The 16,042-nt window shown below is 61.0% G+C and carries 17 protein-coding genes; 6 read left to right on the plus strand and 11 right to left on the minus strand.

Annotated features, from left to right (window positions below; all coding sequences use genetic code 11):
* The first annotated feature begins 77 nt into the window (after nucleotides 1-77).
* Entirely contained in the window at nucleotides 78-731 is a 654-nt protein-coding gene (rutR, locus tag MUU54_RS12865) for an HTH-type transcriptional regulator RutR (protein WP_247244419.1), read from the plus strand.
* A 1-nt stretch (nucleotide 732) separates the two neighbouring features.
* Here rutR and MUU54_RS12870 read toward each other — a convergent pair whose 3' ends face one another.
* Entirely contained in the window at nucleotides 733-1,758 is a 1,026-nt protein-coding gene (locus MUU54_RS12870) for a YeiH family protein (protein WP_281433317.1), read from the minus strand.
* Nucleotides 1,759-1,863: 105 nt separating this feature from the next.
* Between MUU54_RS12870 and MUU54_RS12875 the strand changes: the two genes are divergently transcribed.
* Nucleotides 1,864-2,763: a LysR substrate-binding domain-containing protein gene (locus tag MUU54_RS12875; RefSeq protein WP_247244421.1), complete on the plus strand. Its 900-nt coding sequence runs from the start codon at nucleotides 1,864-1,866 to the stop codon at nucleotides 2,761-2,763.
* A 6-nt stretch (nucleotides 2,764-2,769) separates the two neighbouring features.
* Here the strand turns inward: MUU54_RS12875 and MUU54_RS12880 are convergent, their stop codons facing one another.
* The 4 genes from MUU54_RS12880 to MUU54_RS12895 all read right to left on the minus strand — a co-directional run bounded on the left by MUU54_RS12880 (nucleotide 2,770) and on the right by MUU54_RS12895 (nucleotide 9,398).
* A complete protein-coding gene (locus MUU54_RS12880) occupies nucleotides 2,770-4,431 on the minus strand; it encodes an alpha-amylase family protein (RefSeq protein ID WP_247244422.1) in 1,662 nt (553 codons plus the stop codon).
* A gap of 162 nt (nucleotides 4,432-4,593) precedes the next feature.
* Nucleotides 4,594-6,501 carry a methyl-accepting chemotaxis protein gene (locus tag MUU54_RS12885; RefSeq protein WP_247244423.1) on the minus strand — a complete coding sequence of 636 codons (1,908 nt, stop codon included), beginning with the start codon at nucleotides 6,499-6,501 and terminating at the stop codon, nucleotides 4,594-4,596.
* A gap of 206 nt (nucleotides 6,502-6,707) precedes the next feature.
* Nucleotides 6,708-8,024, minus strand: coding sequence for an NAD-dependent dihydropyrimidine dehydrogenase subunit PreA (gene preA, locus MUU54_RS12890; protein WP_247244424.1), 1,317 nt, complete (start codon nucleotides 8,022-8,024; stop codon nucleotides 6,708-6,710).
* Nucleotides 8,025-8,036: 12 nt separating this feature from the next.
* Nucleotides 8,037-9,398 (minus strand): NAD(P)-dependent oxidoreductase, encoded by a 1,362-nt coding sequence (locus MUU54_RS12895; RefSeq protein ID WP_247244425.1) that lies wholly within the window; start codon nucleotides 9,396-9,398, stop codon nucleotides 8,037-8,039.
* A 209-nt stretch (nucleotides 9,399-9,607) separates the two neighbouring features.
* Here MUU54_RS12895 and MUU54_RS12900 point away from each other — a divergent pair, with 209 nt between their 5' ends.
* Nucleotides 9,608-10,015: a DUF2325 domain-containing protein gene (locus tag MUU54_RS12900; protein ID WP_247244426.1), complete on the plus strand. Its 408-nt coding sequence runs from the start codon at nucleotides 9,608-9,610 to the stop codon at nucleotides 10,013-10,015.
* A gap of 204 nt (nucleotides 10,016-10,219) precedes the next feature.
* Here the strand turns inward: MUU54_RS12900 and MUU54_RS12905 are convergent, their stop codons facing one another.
* The 3 genes from MUU54_RS12905 to MUU54_RS12915 all read right to left on the minus strand — a co-directional run bounded on the left by MUU54_RS12905 (nucleotide 10,220) and on the right by MUU54_RS12915 (nucleotide 11,257).
* A complete protein-coding gene (locus MUU54_RS12905; protein ID WP_247244427.1) occupies nucleotides 10,220-10,597 on the minus strand; it encodes a DUF423 domain-containing protein in 378 nt (125 codons plus the stop codon).
* Between the two features lie 4 nt (nucleotides 10,598-10,601).
* On the minus strand, nucleotides 10,602-10,991 hold the full coding sequence (locus MUU54_RS12910; protein WP_247244428.1) for a group II truncated hemoglobin: 390 nt from the start codon (nucleotides 10,989-10,991) through the stop codon (nucleotides 10,602-10,604).
* 74 nt (nucleotides 10,992-11,065) lie between these two features.
* Complete coding sequence (locus MUU54_RS12915; RefSeq protein ID WP_247244429.1) at nucleotides 11,066-11,257, minus strand: hypothetical protein; 192 nt, start codon at nucleotides 11,255-11,257, stop codon at nucleotides 11,066-11,068.
* Nucleotides 11,258-11,486: 229 nt separating this feature from the next.
* Between MUU54_RS12915 and MUU54_RS12920 the strand changes: the two genes are divergently transcribed.
* Complete coding sequence (locus MUU54_RS12920) at nucleotides 11,487-11,801, plus strand: EAL domain-containing protein (RefSeq protein WP_376742089.1); 315 nt, start codon at nucleotides 11,487-11,489, stop codon at nucleotides 11,799-11,801.
* Nucleotides 11,802-12,382: 581 nt separating this feature from the next.
* Here the strand turns inward: MUU54_RS12920 and MUU54_RS12925 are convergent.
* On the minus strand, nucleotides 12,383-12,736 hold the full coding sequence (locus tag MUU54_RS12925; RefSeq protein ID WP_247244430.1) for a helix-turn-helix domain-containing protein: 354 nt from the start codon (nucleotides 12,734-12,736) through the stop codon (nucleotides 12,383-12,385).
* Nucleotides 12,737-12,829: 93 nt separating this feature from the next.
* Here MUU54_RS12925 and MUU54_RS12930 point away from each other — a divergent pair, with 93 nt between their 5' ends.
* Nucleotides 12,830-13,738 (plus strand): LysR family transcriptional regulator, encoded by a 909-nt coding sequence (locus MUU54_RS12930; RefSeq protein WP_247244431.1) that lies wholly within the window; start codon nucleotides 12,830-12,832, stop codon nucleotides 13,736-13,738.
* Between the two features lie 52 nt (nucleotides 13,739-13,790).
* Nucleotides 13,791-14,042 carry a Y4lK-related protein gene (locus MUU54_RS12935; RefSeq protein ID WP_247244432.1) on the plus strand — a complete coding sequence of 84 codons (252 nt, stop codon included), beginning with the start codon at nucleotides 13,791-13,793 and terminating at the stop codon, nucleotides 14,040-14,042.
* Nucleotides 14,043-14,302: 260 nt separating this feature from the next.
* Here the strand turns inward: MUU54_RS12935 and MUU54_RS12940 are convergent, their stop codons facing one another.
* Nucleotides 14,303-14,926, minus strand: a complete 624-nt coding sequence (locus tag MUU54_RS12940) for a hypothetical protein (protein ID WP_247244433.1) — start codon at nucleotides 14,924-14,926, stop codon at nucleotides 14,303-14,305.
* Between the two features lie 194 nt (nucleotides 14,927-15,120).
* Complete coding sequence (locus MUU54_RS12945; RefSeq protein ID WP_312038825.1) at nucleotides 15,121-16,041, minus strand: DUF6615 family protein; 921 nt, start codon at nucleotides 16,039-16,041, stop codon at nucleotides 15,121-15,123.
* Nucleotide 16,042: the final 1 nt, after the last annotated feature.

Below are 16,042 nucleotides of genomic sequence, written 5' to 3' on the forward strand. Positions count from 1 at the left end.
CACGAAAAGTCGCCAGCAGTGCCAAAAGCGCCTGAGGCAGGCGGCGGAAGCGCAACGACAGGGGATGACGAGAGGGGATGGCTGTACCACGGGCGGCAAAGACGCAGCGGCGGACGCGGATCCAGGAAGAAAAGGAAGAGCGCATCCTTGATGCCGCGCTCGACGTCTTCTCCTCCAGCGGCTTCCGGGGCACCACGATCGACCAGATCGCCGAAGTCGCGGGCATGTCTAAGCCGAACCTCCTCTACTATTTTCGCACGAAGGAAGCGATCCACCGCACACTTCTGGAGCGGATGCTGTTCACCTGGCTCGACCCGCTGCAGGCCTTTGACGCCGATGGCGACCCGGAGTCGGAGATCCGCTCCTATATCCGCCGCAAGCTCGAGATGTCTCGCGACTTTCCTCGGGAGAGCCGGCTCTTCGCCAACGAGATCCTGCAGGGAGCACCGCATATCGAGGACGAATTGAAAGGCCCGCTGAAGGCTCTCGTCGATGAAAAGGCTGAGGTCATCCGGGCCTGGATCAAGGCCGGCAAGCTTGCGCGATGCGACCCGTACCACCTGATCTTTTCCATCTGGGCGACGACGCAGCATTATGCGGATTTCGACGTCCAGGTGCGTGCCGTGCTTGGGGAAAGGCGGGCAGGCGAGGGCCGCTTCGAGGATGCGGCCCGCTACCTCGAGCAGTTGTTCATGTCCGGCCTGAAGATCGGGATTCAGTCAGAGCCGTGATCTAGAAGCCTGTGAGTTTCACCATGGCCAAGCCAAAGACGGAAATGAAGAGCCAGCCGAAGGCGCCGAGCGCCAGCGGGCGGACCCCTTGGGCCTTCAGCCGCGCCAGATTGGTGTGCAGCCCCATGGCCGCAAGTCCCGTGGAAAGCAGGAATGTCGTGAGGAGGCCCGTTACCGCCTGCGCTTCTGCAGGGATATCGAAGCCACTGTTGAAGAGAACCATCGCGATAAAGCCGAGCACGAACCAAGGTGTCGGGGCTGAGGCCGCCGATCCACCGCCTGCAGCGCGGCGTGCAGCAATCGCCATCGTCATGACCAGCGGGGCAAGCAGCACGACCCGCGTCAGCTTAGCGATCGTGCCTGACTGGCCCGCCACGTCGCCGCCCTGGAAGGCTGCGGCGACCACCTGGGCCACCTCGTGGATGGTGGCCCCGGTCCAGACGCCATAGCCGGTGGCGTCGAGCGGCAGCACGCCGGCGATTAGCGGAAACAGCAGCATTGAGACGGAACCGAAAATGGTGACGCAGGCGACGGCGTAGGCCACCTGCTCATCACGGCCCCGTGCCACCGTGTTTGCCGCAATCACGGCCGAGGCGCCGCAAACCGAGGTGCCGGCGGCGATGAGGTCGGTCAATGCCGGGTCGACGCCCATGGCGCGCCCCGCAAGGCGGATGGCGACGAAGGTGACCGTCAGCGTCACCGTGACGGCAGCCAGTCCACCGATGCCGAGGGAGAGGATCTGTCCAAGCGTCACCTGCAGACCGAGGAGAACGATACCGGCGCGCAGCAGGCGTCGCATGGCGAAGGCGATCCCGTGCGACGAGCTTGCAGGAAGCCGAATGACATTGCCGAGCGCCATTCCCATCACGATCGACAGGATCAGCGGGCTCAGCCACTGCCAGCCGCTGGCCGTTCGGAACGCCATCGCTGAAAGAGCGATCCCAGCGGTCAACAAAAGTCCATTCAGGAGGGGGTGAGAAAAGCGCGCGGAATGAGTTTGTTGATGTTCGGCCAGAGTGTCATGCATATTCTAAATCTCGTTCTAATCATGCAAATCCATTCTCATCCACTTCCAAACACAATTCCAACGCGTAATATCGCTCCTATTGATCGATAATGTCGAACGGTTGCGATGACGCTGGATCAGCTGCGGGTATTTGTGGAAGTGGCAGAGCGCCAGCATGTGACGCGGGCGGCGGCTGCGCTCAACATGACGCAGTCGGCCACGAGTGCTGCGGTTTCTGCGCTTGAACAGCGCCACGGGGTGATCCTCTTCAATCGGATCGGCCGTCGCATTGAGCTGACGGAGGCGGGACGCCTCTTCCTGCCGGAGGCAAAGGCGCTGCTGGAGCGAGCAGGGGCGGCAGAACACATGCTGGCGGATCTCGGCGGGACGGCGAGCGGCACCTTGCGGCTCCACGCCAGCCAAACGGTTGCCAGCTACTGGCTGCCATCGCGCCTCGTCGCCTATCACGAGCGCTTCCCGCGGGTCGACCTGGAGCTTGTCGTCGGCAATACCAGAAGCGCTGCGGAAGCGGTCATATCCGGGCGGGCGCAGCTCGGGGTCGTCGAGGGTGAGATCGATTCCCCCGAACTCGTGCGTACCAAAGTGGCCGAAGACCATCTGTTGCTCGTCGTCGGCAACCGGCATCCATGGGCTGATCGGCAGGCGATCCTGCCGTCGGAACTGATGGAAACCAGCTGGATCATGCGCGAGGTCGGCTCCGGCACGCGTTCCGCCTTCGAGCGAGAGCTTCAGGCGCTGGGCCTTGATCCGGCAGACCTGTCCATCGTGCTGGAACTGCCCTCGAACGAAGCGGCAATTGCTGCCGTCGAGGCGGGACTCAGCGCAACGGTGATTTCAAGCCGTGCCGCACGCTCGCATCATTTCTCAGGCCGGGTCCGCGCCGTCGATTTTCCGATGCCTGTGCGGGCCTTCTCCGTCCTGCACCACCGCGAGCGCCATGTGACGCGCGCCATGCGGGCAATGCTGGACATTCTGCAGGAGCAGGAAAAGCCAAACGCCGTCTGACCAGGTTCAGATCTCCGTGCGTCTCAGGATGTAGTCGAGACCGCCGACACGGAACCAGCGATAGGCGTGTGCCTCCAGCAGGAGCCGGTGCCGGCTATTCTCGTCGGCTTCGCTGCTTTGGCTGTCGGCAATGTCGATCAGCAACCGACCCTGCTCGCCGCAGCCGACATCAAGATCGATCTCCACCGGTTCCGGGTGGAGGTTGTGAATGATCAGCACCGCGTTGTTGCGCCAGTCGTAGCGCAGCGCCAGTACGCCAGGATCCTTCGTGTCGAGCGCCGTGAAGTCGCCCCAGCCGATCTCGGGCGCTTCTTTGCGCATCCGGATCAGCCGCTCCATCCAGTTCAGAAGAGACTCCGGCGATCGTCGCTGCTCGGCGACATTGATGTGCTCGTAGCCGAACGGCCCCTCGGAGATCACCGGCAGCACCGGCTTGTCGCTCTTGGTGAAGCCTCCCTGCGGCTCGTCAGACCACTGCATTGGTGTGCGGCAGCTGTTGCGATCCGGAAGTTTCAGGTCGTCGCCCATGCCGATCTCGTCGCCGTAGCGGATCACCGGCGTGCCGGGCAGCGAGAACATCAGGCTGTAAGCCAGCTCGAGCCGGCGCTGGTCGCCGCCCAGCATCGGCGCCAGACGACGGCGGATGCCACGGTCGTAAAGCTGCATGTTCTTGTCCGGGCCGAAGGCGGCGAAGACCGCCTGACGCTGATTTTTGTCGAGGCGTCCGAGGTCGAGTTCATCGTGGTTGCGCAGGAACTGGCCCCATTGAGCCGTGCCCGGCTTCGGCTTCGTCCTCTCAAGCGCCTCGATCATCGGGCGCGTGTCGCCGCTCGCCAGGGCATAGAACAGCGTCTGGTTGACCTGGAAGTTGAACATCATCTGGATGCGGTCGCCGTCGTCGCCGAAGTAGTTCAGGTTTTCCTCCGGCAGGATGTTCGCTTCCCCGAGGATCATCGAGTCGCCCTTGCGCCACTGAAGGAACTCGCGGAAGGTCCGCAGCATGTCGAAGTGCTCCTTCGCCTCCTTCACGCCGGGAATCTTCTCGGCGATGACGAAGGGCACGGCATCCATGCGAAAGCCGCTGACGCCGAGCTGGATCCAGAAGCCCATGATCTTCAGGATTTCCTCCTGAACCATGGGATTGGCCGTGTTGAGGTCCGGTTGGAACTCATAGAAGCGGTGGAAGTAGTATCCGCCTGCCTTCTCGTCCCGCGTCCAGGTGCTGTCCTGCACGCCCGGGAAGACCATGCCCTGATCGGCATCCGCAGGCTTCGTGTTCGACCAGACGTACCAGTCGCGGTAGGGGGAGTTGGGGTCGCTGCGGGCCGACTGGAACCAGGGATGCTGGTTTGAGGTGTGGTTGACTACCAGATCGATCAGGACCCGGATGCCGCGCTGCTTGCAGCCATGGGTGAAGTCGACAAAATCGCCGAGCGTCCCGTAGCGCGGATCCACGTTGTAGTAGTCGGTGATGTCGTAGCCGTCGTCCTTGCCCGGCGAGGGCTGGAACGGCATCAGCCAGATGGCGCCAACACCGAGGCCTGCGAGGTAATCGAGCCGACGGGACAGGCCCTCGAAATCGCCCACACCGTCACCATTGGCGTCCATGAAGGTTTCGACAGAGAGGCAATAGACGACGGTGTTCTTATACCAAAGATCGCTGATCACGGGGCGGTTCTCCTGTGCGCACCCGAGCAGCAATGACGGGAGCGACTGATTGTTCCCCACGGGCGCTCTTGCATCGGCCGGCTTCATGCCGACGGAGCAGCCAAATGAAAAGGCCCGGCAGCGGGTGCTGCCGGGCCTTGGGCTGGAGAGTGATCGGGTCGCTTAGGCGGCCGCACGGACTTTGTGTCCAGACATGCCGGAGTGGCCGTCGAGCTTGAAGTTCTGGAGCATGGTCTGCAGCTGGAAGCTCTCCTGGGCGAGCGTCGTGCTGGCCGCAGTGGTTTCTTCCACCATGGCTGCGTTCTTCTGTGTCATCTGGTCCATCTGGTTGACCGAGGAGTTGATCTCACCAAGCGCCGTCGACTGTTCCCGGGCAGCCGTTGCAATCGACTCGACGTGGCCGTTGACGCGGTTGACGAGGTTTTCGATTTCCAGCAAAGCATCGCCGGTCGAGCGGACGAGCGCGACGCCACCTTCCACTTCGGAGGCCGACGCGGTGATCAGCGTCTTGATCTCCTTGGCAGCATTGGCGGAGCGCTGTGCCAGTTCACGGACTTCCTGGGCAACGACTGCAAAGCCGCGGCCGGCTTCGCCGGCACGGGCCGCCTCTACGCCGGCGTTCAGAGCCAGCAGGTTGGTCTGGAAGGCGATCTCATCGATCACGGTGATGATCTGGCTGATCTTGTTGGAAGAGTCCTCGATACGGCCCATGGCGTCGACGGCGCTGCGGACGATTTCGCCCGACTTTGCCGCACTCTGGCGCGTCTCGTGAACCATGTCGCGAGCCTCGTTGGCACGCGAGGAGGAGGCACGGACGGTCGCGGTGATCTCGTCGAGAGCCGCAGCCGTTTCTTCGAGAGCCGCAGCCTGCTGTTCCGTCCGCTTGGACAGATCGTTGGCAGCGGAGCTCAGCTCTGCCGACTTGTCGTTGATCGTGCTTGCGGCACCGCGAACATCGTTCATGGTGGCACGCAGCGTTACCATCGTGGCGTTGACGTTGGCCTGAAGCTCAGCAAACGCCCCTTGGAACTGGCCATTCATGGTCTGCGTCAGGTCGGCATCGGCAAGCGCTGCGATGACGCGACGGGTTTCGGCAACCGCGGTGTCCACGCTGCCGACCAATTCGTTGACGCTCTTTGCGAAGCGGTTGAGGTCTTCGTTCTGGTAGTCCTTGCTGATGCGGCCGGAGAAGTCACCGGCAACAGCCGCAGCGACGACTGTCGCAATGCTCGACTGCAGGTCGCTGCTGCGCTCGTGGAGTGCTGCTTCCTGCGACTTCAGTTCCTGCACGGCGAGCGCGTTCTTGCGGAAGACGTCGACGGCACGGCCCATTTCGCCAATCTCGTCCTTGCGGCCGGCATCGACGGACGTGTCCTGGAGGTCGCCCTGCGCAAGGCGGCTCATCGCCTGGGTCAGCGAGCGGATCGGCAGAACGATGCCGCGGCGGGCAACCAGAGTGCTGATGGCAGCGCCGATCACAGTGAATGCCAGCGCGGATGCTGCTGCCACGATCATCGCGGTGGACGAAGAGGAAAGGGCTTCAGCGCGGGCAGCGGCCAGCTCTTCGCCGGAGTACTTGCTGTAGACCTTGACGGTGTCGGTCACGACTTTCTGGCCGGCCAGTGCCTTGCCAAGTGCGGCGGAGATGGCCGCTGCATCCGAAGGATTGCTTTCAGCGACCCTCACCATGGCGCGGATTTCGTTAAAGTAGCTGTCTATCGCCGCGCGGATCGTCTTCAGCTGATCCAGCTCCGTTGCGTCAGCCGTGGATTCGATCTTGGGCAGGCGGTCGAGCATCTCTGCCGCACGCTTTTCCGTTTCGGCACGAAAGTCCGCGGCCTTTTCCGGCGCCGCGGCGAGCTGGTAGGTCATGCGGCTGATGGCGATGATATCGACCCGCAGATCCATCGCTTCGCGTGCCGTTTCCTCGCGCGCACCGACGTTCGTCATCGCCTGCTGCAAGCCATAGAGCCCGCTGCCGGAGATTGCAGCGATGATGAGGGAGGAAATTCCCATTACAACCACAAGAAGACCGATCTTCTTGGAAATTCCTAGATCCTTAAATGTCATAATCTTGAATCCCGGTTGGACAAGCAAGTATGTCGCGGCGCGGCTTCAAGCCGCACCACAGAAACTCCCGCTTAACACTTGGCAGAGATCGGCTAACTCGCAGTTAAAAAATCGGCCGGACTTTCGCACTGCAGCACGTGAGTCGATGTTGCTTGGGAATTGGTCTTCTGCAGCCCTGTCGAGAAGCTCACGCAGGGCTGCTTCCCTCACTCGGCCGCTACGGGAGCTGCCGCAGGGTTGTTCGGATGCGTTGTCCAGTTCGCGTATTGCGGATCAACAGTCTTGCCAGTGCGCTTGTCCAGTTCGCCCGCACCAAGCGCTTCCATTGTGATGCAGTTCTCGACGGGACAGACGTTGACGCAGAGGTTGCAGCCGACGCATTCGTCTTCCATTACCTCGAAGTGGCGAACGCCGTTGACGACACTGGTGATCGCCTGGTGCGAGGTGTCCTCGCAAGCGATGTGGCAGCGGCCGCACTTGATGCAGAGATCCTGGTCGATCTTCGCCTTCGTCACGTAGTTGAGGTTCAGGTACTGCCAGTCGGTGACGTTTCCGACGGCGCGGCCGCAGATGTCGTCGAGCGAGCGGTGCCCCTTGGCATCCATCCAGTCGGAAAGGCCGGTGATCATCTCCTGGACGATCTTGAAGCCATAGGTCATGGCCGCGGTGCAGACCTGCACGTTGCCTGCACCAAGGGCCAAGAATTCCGCCGCATCGCGCCAGGTCGTCACCCCGCCGATGCCGGAGATCGGCAGGCCGTAGGTTTCCGGGTCGCGGGCGATCTCGGCCACCATGTTGAGCGCGATCGGCTTCACGGCCGGGCCGCAGTAGCCGCCATGGCTGCCCTTGCCATTGATCGAGGGATTGGGCGAGAAGGTGTCGAGATTGACGGACACGATCGAGGAGATCGTATTGATGAGCGACACCGCGTCGGTGCCGCCGCGCTTGGCGGCGCGCGCCGGGTAGCGGATGTCGGTAATGTTCGGCGTCAGCTTGGTGATCACCGGCATGCGGCTGTACTGTTTGCACCAGCGCACCACCATCTCGATATATTCCGGCACCTGGCCGACGGCCGATCCCATGCCGCGTTCGGACATTCCGTGGGGGCAGCCGAAGTTTAACTCAATGCCATCGACTTCCGTCTCTTCCACGAGCGGCAGGATCGCCTTCCAGGCATCCTCCTCGCACGGCACCATGATGGAGGCGACTATGGCGCGGTCCGGCCACTTCTTCTTCACCTCCTTCATTTCGCGCAGGTTCACGTAAAGGTCGCGGTCGGTGATCAGCTCGATGTTGTTCAGCCCTAATAGCCGGCGGTCGGCGCCCCAGATCGCACCGTAACGCGGTCCGTTGACGTTGACGACCGGGGGGCCTTCCTCGCCTAGCGTCTTCCAGACGACGCCGCCCCAGCCCGCCTGAAAGGCACGCTCGACATTGTAGGCCTTGTCAGTCGGCGGCGCGGAGGCAAGCCAGAAGGGGTTTGGCGACTTGATGCCGACGAAGTTGTTGCGGATATCAGCCATGTCCGTTCCTCCTCAGGCGACCGCGGCGGCGGGTTGAGCGCCGGCGGCAAGCTGCCTGTTGATGCTTTCGGCGGCGTCGCGCCCCTGCGCAACCGCGGTGACGGTCAGATCTTCGCCCCTGCCGACGCAATCGCCGCCAGCCCAAATACCCTCGACCGAGGTGCGGCCTTCCGCGTCCGTGAAAACCCGGCCTGCCTCGATCCGCAGGCTGCCGAGACCGCTCGTCGCAAAGGTCTGGCCGATCGCCTTCATCACCTGATCGGCGGCGATAATGCCGGTCTCGCCGGTCCCGACCAACTTGCCATTTTCGGCCTTGGTGTAACCCAACTCGATGCCTGCCACCGCGCCGTCCTTGCCCAGGATGCGTTTGGGCGCCAGCCAGTGGCGGATGATCACGCCGTTCGAGGCGGCAAGATCCTGCTCGTAGCCGGAGGCGTTCATGCTTTCCTTGCCGCGGCGATAGCAGATCGTCACCTCTTCGGCGCCGAGAAGCTTGGCCTGGATTGCCGCGTCGATGGCGGTCATGCCGCCGCCGAGCACCACAACCCGCCGCCCGACCGGCACCTCTGACTTGTCCTTGGCCTGTCGCAGAGCTGCGATGAACTGCACCGCATCCTCGACGCCGTTCAGTTCCTCGCCCTCGATGCCAAGGCCGTTGACGCCCGCAAGGCCGATGCCGAGGAAGACGGCGTCGAATTCCGCGGTGAGGTCGGCAAGCGTGAAGTCTCGACCAAGGACCTGACCATTGCGGATCTCGATGCCGCCGATGGCGGTGACGTAGTCCACTTCGCGCTGCGCGAAATTCTCCGTCGCCTTGTAAGTGGCGATACCATACTCGTTCAGACCGCCGACCTTCTCCCGCGCATCGAACACGATTACGCTGTGCCCGTGCATGGAAAGGCGGTGCGCACAGGCAAGCCCGGCCGGCCCTGCGCCGACCACCGCCACCCGCCGTCCGGTCGATGCCGCACGCTGGTAGAACTGGCGGTTCGTTTCCATGGCAATATCGGTCGAATAGCGCTGCAGCTTGCCGATCTCGACCGGTCGGTCCTCCGCCGTGTTGCGCACGCACGCCTGTTCGCAGAGCGTCTCGGTGGGACAGACGCGGGCGCACATGCCGCCGAGGATGTTCTGGTCGAAGATCGTCTTGGCCGCCCCTAGCGGGTTGCCGGTAGAGATCTGCCGGATGAACAGCGGAATGTCGATTGCGGTGGGACAAGCCGTCATGCACGGCGCGTCGTAGCAGAAATAGCAGCGGTCGGCTGCAACCAGCGCCTCATGCTTGTCAAGGCGCGGGTGGAGATCGGAAAAATTGACGGCGTATTGCTCGGGAGACAGGCGGTCAGCCTGTATCCCGCTTCCCAGTCGATCCATCTGCGTTCCCTCTTTTATGGCTTCATGGACAACTATTGGAAGCAGGCTAACACAGGCCAAAAATTTATCAAACGGTAAAACTTTGGAATGTCAGACGCTGGGCGTCAGCTGCAAATTTAATCTTTACTATAAAAATCAAGTTTAATAAGGTCGCCATCAACTCAGAGAGGGGCGGCCGAATTTCGGCCTCCCGCAACAAGGGGAGAAGCATGGCGAAGAAGGGCAAGAAGGCGAGCCGCAGCGGCGCGCAGGCGCAGCAGTCGGCCGATGGCGCATCGACAGACCAGTCGGGAGCGATCCGCAGCTTCCTTTATGTCGGGGGCCGTGACTGCCAGGTTGCACATCTCCGCCAGATTGCCACCAACCACGGCGCCCAACTCATTCACCACGATGGCGGACTGCGCGAAGCGGTGTCGCGCATTGATACCGTTCTCCCCTCCGTCGACTGCGTCTTCTGCCCCATCGACTGTATCAGCCATGACGCGTGTCTGCGGGTGAAGACCGGATGCAAGAAATTCGGAAAGACCTTCATCCCGCTGCGTAACGGTTCGAAGTCGAGCCTCGAACGGGCGCTGCAGTCAATGAAGGAGCGGAGCAATGAACGAACAAGGCCCTGATGTCAGCCTGTTGATTGGGCTTCACAAGCTGGCGCAGCAAAACGGAGATGGCCTCGTGCCGGAGCTTTATTCTCTGCTTGTGGAACCCTTGCGTTCTCACGCGGACATGGCCGATGTCATACCGTTTCCGGCAGAGCGACGAGAGACGGTCCCGTCAGCTCCCGTCATCGGCACAAACAGGATTTTGACGTTCCGGCGCTAGGCTCAATCGGCGGGAGGGCGGCTTGGGAGCAGGGCACCCACTGCCACCACTATCCAACCCAGGATCATGGTCGTGCCACCGATGGGTGCTGCCATCGGGAATAGTCCGCTGCCGCCAAAGTGACGCATGAGAAGATCTCCTGCGAATACGAAAGTCCCCAAGCCGATCACCAGGGCGGCCATAGTCGCCGTTTTAAACTGGCGGTGTCCCAGGTGCAGTGCAAGAAGTGCAGGTGCATGGACGAGGCACATGGTCGAGGCGGAGCCGAGCAGTCGTGCATCGCCGCCATGGCTTGCTGCAGCGGCGAGTGCCACGCCGGCCGCCCCAAAGATGCCGCTTAGAAACAGGATGAACGGCCGCAGAATATGGAATCTTTCCACCGCGCTATTCCCTGTTCTGCATGTGGGAAGCGAGCCGCTCGATCGGCGGCCAGATGATGTCGCGAAGCTTCGGGTTCTCAACTGTTTCGTCCAGCGCGCGACGAAAACAAAGTAGCCATTCCTCAGTTTCTCGAGGTCCGATGGACGCGCCGAAGTGCCGGGATCGAAGCCTCGGATGCCCATGCTTCTCGACATAAACCGGCGGGCCCCCGAGGTAGCCGGTGAGGTAGTCGTAGAGTTTCGCCTCGCTGCCTTCGAGGCTTGCCGGATGGACGGCCCGGCAGTGCCTTGCTTCGGGCAGCGTGTCCATCAGCTGGTAAAAGCGTCTGGTAAGGGCACGGACGGTCACGTCGCCGCCGATAGCTTCGTAGAGGGTGATGGTTTTGCCCGACATCAGGTCTTCCGGCTTGATCCTGCCCCTCGCTCTAGATCCGCGGATCGTTCCTGACAAGCGCCAAGGCGTCGCACTCAGTCGGGACCGACGTCGGCTTCACGCCCCTTCTCGTCGGGAAGGGATCCGGCTCCCGGCGTTTTTTGTTTATCTACAAGCGTGTCCTTGGCGTGCGGGCCGGCCGGGTTCTTCGCACCGCCCGTCTGCGCAGTACCGTCGCGGTTCTCGACCGCTTCCTGTGCCATCTCGTCCTTGTTCTTGTCGGCCATGGGGTTTCTCCTTTCAATGAAATAACACTTCCCGGGTTTGCCGAGTTCCGCAAGCTCTGGCTCAGGCTCTGCAGTGCTGAAATCGAGCTTCGCTATCGTCTGCAACGCATCCTCATGATCTTGTACGCCGCACCGGAACGGAATGCGGTCGAGCGGGTTGTGAGGTAGGGCGAGCAGGGAGGCTGGTGCGCTCGACGATTTCGGTACCGGCTATTCCAGCCTCAGCTACATGCGCCGTTTGCCGGTCGACCGGATCAAGGTGGATCGCTCATTCATCCTCGACCTGGAGAAGGACGCCAGCGCCCGCGACATCATGCGCACGATCGCCGTAATGTGCCAGAACCTCGGCCTGCAGTGCATCGTGGAAGGCGTCGAGAGCCACGCCCAACTGCAATTCCTCGCCACCGCCGGTTGCGACGGCTATCAGGGCTACCTCTTCGCCCGGCCGATGCCGGAGAAGGCAATTGGAGGCTATCTGCGGAACAGGAACAGCTGCGGCAGATGGCATGAGGCCCATGCCAGAGCCGTGAGCACGTTAATCTGAGCATCGGGCTGTCTTCGGCATCATTGGTGGAGCGACAATAGGTCCATGTTGATTGCCTTTTAGATGGTGACTTCCGTCCAGAGATAGCGGCGAGTTCCGATGCGGCCGAGGAAGGTGACGCCCTATTCTTGCTCTGAGGAAGCGGCATAGATGCCGCTTGGCCGGATCCTTCATCCAATGTGTATCGGTTGCCGAATGATGGGCGAGCTGATGAGCCCTGGCGGAGCGCCTGCGGTGCTACATGGTGCATAGCTTATAGCAGCACACCAGTGGGTGCCCAAGCATCAGCCCACAACGTCAAGAACCAGTGTGCTCCCATCTTGTACTTTCAAGTGCTTCGATCATAGTGACCAACGTACGACGTTCCTCGGACGCGAACGGTTTCAAAGCCGTAGCAATGGGTTCCTGAAAGAGTTCTTCAGCAGTACCTTTGTGCGATCAATATTTTAAGCGATCAGGTCTTCTAAGGTGACACCGAGGGCAGACGCAGTCCTGGCGAGCGGTTACAGATCGGGCTCTCGTTGGCCGCTCCCTCTCGCCGTGTGAACCGGCCGGCATCTTGCCTGGTGGATTTGGACTAGCTAAGACCCATTCTTCGAGCGTTTATTCCGATCAGCCGCGACAACAGCTTCTGCCTGGATTACACACAGCTCCAAGTCTTGAAGGGTCATCCCGCTTGCCGCGTTAGCGAAGCGGTCAAGCAACGCAGAAACTTGGGGATCCTCGTTGGGAGCAGCGTTTATTCCTAGAAGCCAGTTTGGGGTGGTGCCAAGGGCGGCGGCAATCCGTACAAGCGTAGCCAGATCAGGTTCTCTTCGTCCCGATGCGTAGTGAGCATAGCGTCTCTCGTCCAAACCGACGCGGCGTGCCGCCTCCGCATTTGATATGCCGAGCTGCTTTGCACGTCCTTGGAGCTGTTTAGAAAGAATTTCCATAGGAACATTCTGTTCCTTGGAAACACCAGTCTGGCCACGAACATTATGGAGTGTTATAAGAACAAAATGTAGCCATTCGGTTTGAGGCGCGCCATGGAACTTCGCCAGCTTTCCTACTTCGTGGCAGTGGCCGAGGAGCTGCACTTCGGCAGGGCGGCAGCGCGGATGTGTATTGCCCAGCCGGCGCTGAGCACGCAGGTCCAGGCGCTGGAGAAGCATCTGGGGGTGCAGCTGCTGCATCGCACGACCCGGAAGGTGGAGCTGACACGGGCAGGGGAGGTCTTCTACGACCGCTGCATCAGGATCCTCGGTGATATCAGCCTTTCGACAGAGCTGGCGCGCTCTGCTGACGGCAAGGGATCGCGGGAAATCCGGATCGGCACGATCTATCCGGCCACCATCGGTGTCCTGCCGTCATTCCTGTCGCGCATTGCAAGGAAGTGCCCCGGTATCCGCATCCACACCGCCAGCGGCTCCACCGGTGGCATCATTCGCAGCATAGAAGCAGGCCAGCTCAATCTCGGCTTCATCCGGCCGGTGGAAAACATCGGCTCGCTGAGGTTCTTCTCCATCTCGCATGAGCGCTATCTTCTGGCAGTCCAGAAGGACAGCCCGCTTGCAGCCATGGAGGATGTCGGGATCGAGGATCTGCGTGATCAGAAGATTATCTCCTTCTCCCGCTCCAACCTGTCTTACACGGAGCGTTATTTTGCTGAGAAGTTCGAGGAGCATGATCTGGCAGGTCGTGTTGCCTATAGCTGTGATGACACCTTCTCCATGGTCTCACTTGTTTCGGCAGGTCTTGGCGTTGGCTTTGTCCCGGAATGGACACGGGATCTTCCCAACCGCAGCATCGAACTGAAGAAGGTGAGGGGAGTGGACTTGAAGATCGGGTTAGGTGTGGCCTGGAACAAGGAAGATCCGACTGCTGGGCGCGATGACATCATCGACATTGCAAGATCCCTGGCACGGCCGGCGGGCCGGCGCCTGCGTGCTGCCTGATGCTGCGGGCGAATGATTGGCGTCAGAGACAACCAAAGATACGGAGGTGCCTATGGTGATAATGACTGAAAAGCAGATCCCTGACTTCGTCAGCGATATCGTGGCGACCGGCTGCGACATCCGGGCGGTGGCCGATTTCTACGTCATTGCCGACGCCGATCTGCCGGACGATGTCTATGAGGCAGTCGAGCCGGAGCTGATACGAATTTCCGAGACCTATGGTGAGCGCGACCATCTGAAGGCGCAGATCACCAACTACCTGTACTCGATCGGCAGATGTTATCCCCCTCCGGTAGTGCAGTAGGAGAATGCGAGGCAAGGTAGCTTGCAATTGGCAGTATATGCGCGGCAGCTAATGCGCGCAGGCGTGATAACTACCGTTTCGAAGGCTACACGTTTCGCGCCTTCCTTATCTTTTCCGGCATTAGCGGGGCGGGAGTTCGTCATATTGACGCCCGATCCGACAAAACAGCTGCGGATGGCCAAGCCCCACATATTCGATTTCATTTGAAATGGCGCGCCGGACGAGATGAACCCGGGCACTCCTATGTCATTGTAGCAGCTCTATAATATAGCGGAGCCGATATGAATGCTCGTGGCAGTCTCTTCATTGGCATTGAGCTGAAGTAGCTGCCATCGGCTTGGCGCGATAAAATTCTTCGGCGGCAGTATGATCCAGCCATCGTCGTCACCGACGGCGACAAAGTCACCTTTGGCTACACAGAGCGCCGTTAACGCGCAGACAAATGCGGCTCGGTCGTCGTGATTGACGACAGCCGCGAGGTTCGACGCTAACTGCCTGCCCGGAAGGCAATGCGAAATCAACAACGCAAGAACGCCTTCCGTCGCGAGGTGTTTGTAAAAGGTGTCGGAGCGGTCGCCTCTACGCGCCGCGAGACGCTCAGGGTCCGCGATCATCATGCCGAGGAACGAGCTCGGGAATGCCTCGACCAATGCCTTTTCGTCGATGGCAAGGTCATGCCGTGAGGAACACAGGTCTGCATGCCTGACTACGTGACCTACGCAGGTATTGGCATGCAGGTTCAGAAGTTTGCCGACCGGAGCGCTCGATTGTCCTGGCTTGCCAATGAGAGGGCGAAGGCGCCGTGTCAGCATCCGCTCTGCTCTCCGGTAGCGGCCGATGATTTCAAAGCCGCGCCTGATGGGGCCGTCGAAAGCGGCGGCCAAAATGGGCTGCCCTCCCGCGAGCCCCGCGATGGCCTGCTCTCTCTCCGGCTCGATTGCCCGGAACCTAGCGTTGCGCCAAGACACGGTCGTGCTTGACCATTCCAGCCTGCAAATGGCGCTTGACCGCCTCGCGGGCGAGCAGCCTACATCGATCCCTATGACCGCACCGCTTTCCAATAGCTCTCCTTGCCCGCCTACTCGGCTTCAATATCGTCAGCCAAAGTGGCCGACACGAAAGTGATACGCCAGCGGCTCACCGGAACAGGCTCATCATGCACGCTGGGTTCGCGATAGCGCGAAATGATTGAAGCCACGTCGTCAGGAATCGATTGAGAAACTTCCGGAACCTGTGGAACACCTTCGCCCCCAGCCGGTCTACCTCGCCTCTCCGCAAGACGGTTGCGCACTTCCGTCGGCGTAGGAGGGATCGCAAATCCGATCGCGCGCCGGCCGCCAGACGACACCGCATAAAGAGGGGCGGGGGCACCACCCGGCGAGAATGCGAATGGTCCGACGGGGAGCACCGTCGGCGGACAAAAAATTTCACTCAACGGAAAAATATGCGGGGAAATTACGCGAAGGCTTTTGTTGCTGGTGCGCAGCGCGCGGGTACTCGCCGCTTTAACAAGCCGCTCGATCAAGTAGCCGTCAACTAAGTTGACCCCCGCCACATGCGAAACGCCGTCCGTGCGTGCGAGCGTGCAGGTATGGGCCGGGTGATAGAGGATATACAACGGATAGGTTGCCGATCCGGGCACGCGGGCGGTATCGCAAAGTGTTTCTACCTGAAGCTTGCCGCCTTTGCCCGACGTGTGCAGTAATTCTCGATATGCGTGCCGCGTCCACTTTTCCCCTTCACCGTAAGCTTGCTTTGCTTGCAGCAAGATGCGGAGAAATGTGCCGTCCGTCTGGTTGACGAAGTTCCATTCCATGTCTGCGCCGGTGACAGGCTCGTTGGGAAAATCCACGATCACTCTCCCGCTCCCGGCCGTGATGAGGCTTCCCATCATCAGGTCGGTGACCGTCTCCTCCCGGAAACGACGACGCAGGTGCCGTCCACGCTCTAGGAAACTCTCTACAAATGGCGGAAATTGGTGAGCAAGATAGCAAAGCATA

Origin of the sequence: Pseudorhizobium tarimense (genome assembly GCF_022968135.1) — a bacterium.
Taxonomy (GTDB): Bacteria; Pseudomonadota; Alphaproteobacteria; order Rhizobiales; family Rhizobiaceae; genus Neorhizobium; species Neorhizobium tarimense.

Bases quoted from the DNA above. Each gene is read 5' to 3' on its own strand.
- rutR (WP_247244419.1), top strand. From the start codon at position 78: ATGGCTGTACCACGGGCGGCAAAGACGCAGCGGCGGACGCGGATCCAG.
- MUU54_RS12870 (WP_281433317.1), bottom strand. From the start codon at position 1,758: ATGCATGACACTCTGGCCGAACATCAACAAACTCATTCCGCGCGCTTT.
- MUU54_RS12875 (WP_247244421.1), top strand. From the start codon at position 1,864: ATGACGCTGGATCAGCTGCGGGTATTTGTGGAAGTGGCAGAGCGCCAG.
- MUU54_RS12885 (WP_247244423.1), bottom strand. From the start codon at position 6,501: ATGACATTTAAGGATCTAGGAATTTCCAAGAAGATCGGTCTTCTTGTG.
- preA (WP_247244424.1), bottom strand. From the start codon at position 8,024: ATGGCTGATATCCGCAACAACTTCGTCGGCATCAAGTCGCCAAACCCC.
- MUU54_RS12895 (WP_247244425.1), bottom strand. From the start codon at position 9,398: ATGGATCGACTGGGAAGCGGGATACAGGCTGACCGCCTGTCTCCCGAG.
- MUU54_RS12900 (WP_247244426.1), top strand. From the start codon at position 9,608: ATGGCGAAGAAGGGCAAGAAGGCGAGCCGCAGCGGCGCGCAGGCGCAG.
- MUU54_RS12910 (WP_247244428.1), bottom strand. From the start codon at position 10,991: ATGTCGGGCAAAACCATCACCCTCTACGAAGCTATCGGCGGCGACGTG.
- MUU54_RS12915 (WP_247244429.1), bottom strand. From the start codon at position 11,257: ATGGCCGACAAGAACAAGGACGAGATGGCACAGGAAGCGGTCGAGAAC.
- MUU54_RS12920 (WP_376742089.1), top strand. From the start codon at position 11,487: ATGCGCCGTTTGCCGGTCGACCGGATCAAGGTGGATCGCTCATTCATC.
- MUU54_RS12925 (WP_247244430.1), bottom strand. From the start codon at position 12,736: ATGGAAATTCTTTCTAAACAGCTCCAAGGACGTGCAAAGCAGCTCGGC.
- MUU54_RS12930 (WP_247244431.1), top strand. From the start codon at position 12,830: ATGGAACTTCGCCAGCTTTCCTACTTCGTGGCAGTGGCCGAGGAGCTG.
- MUU54_RS12935 (WP_247244432.1), top strand. From the start codon at position 13,791: ATGGTGATAATGACTGAAAAGCAGATCCCTGACTTCGTCAGCGATATC.
- MUU54_RS12945 (WP_312038825.1), bottom strand. From the start codon at position 16,041: ATGCTTTGCTATCTTGCTCACCAATTTCCGCCATTTGTAGAGAGTTTC.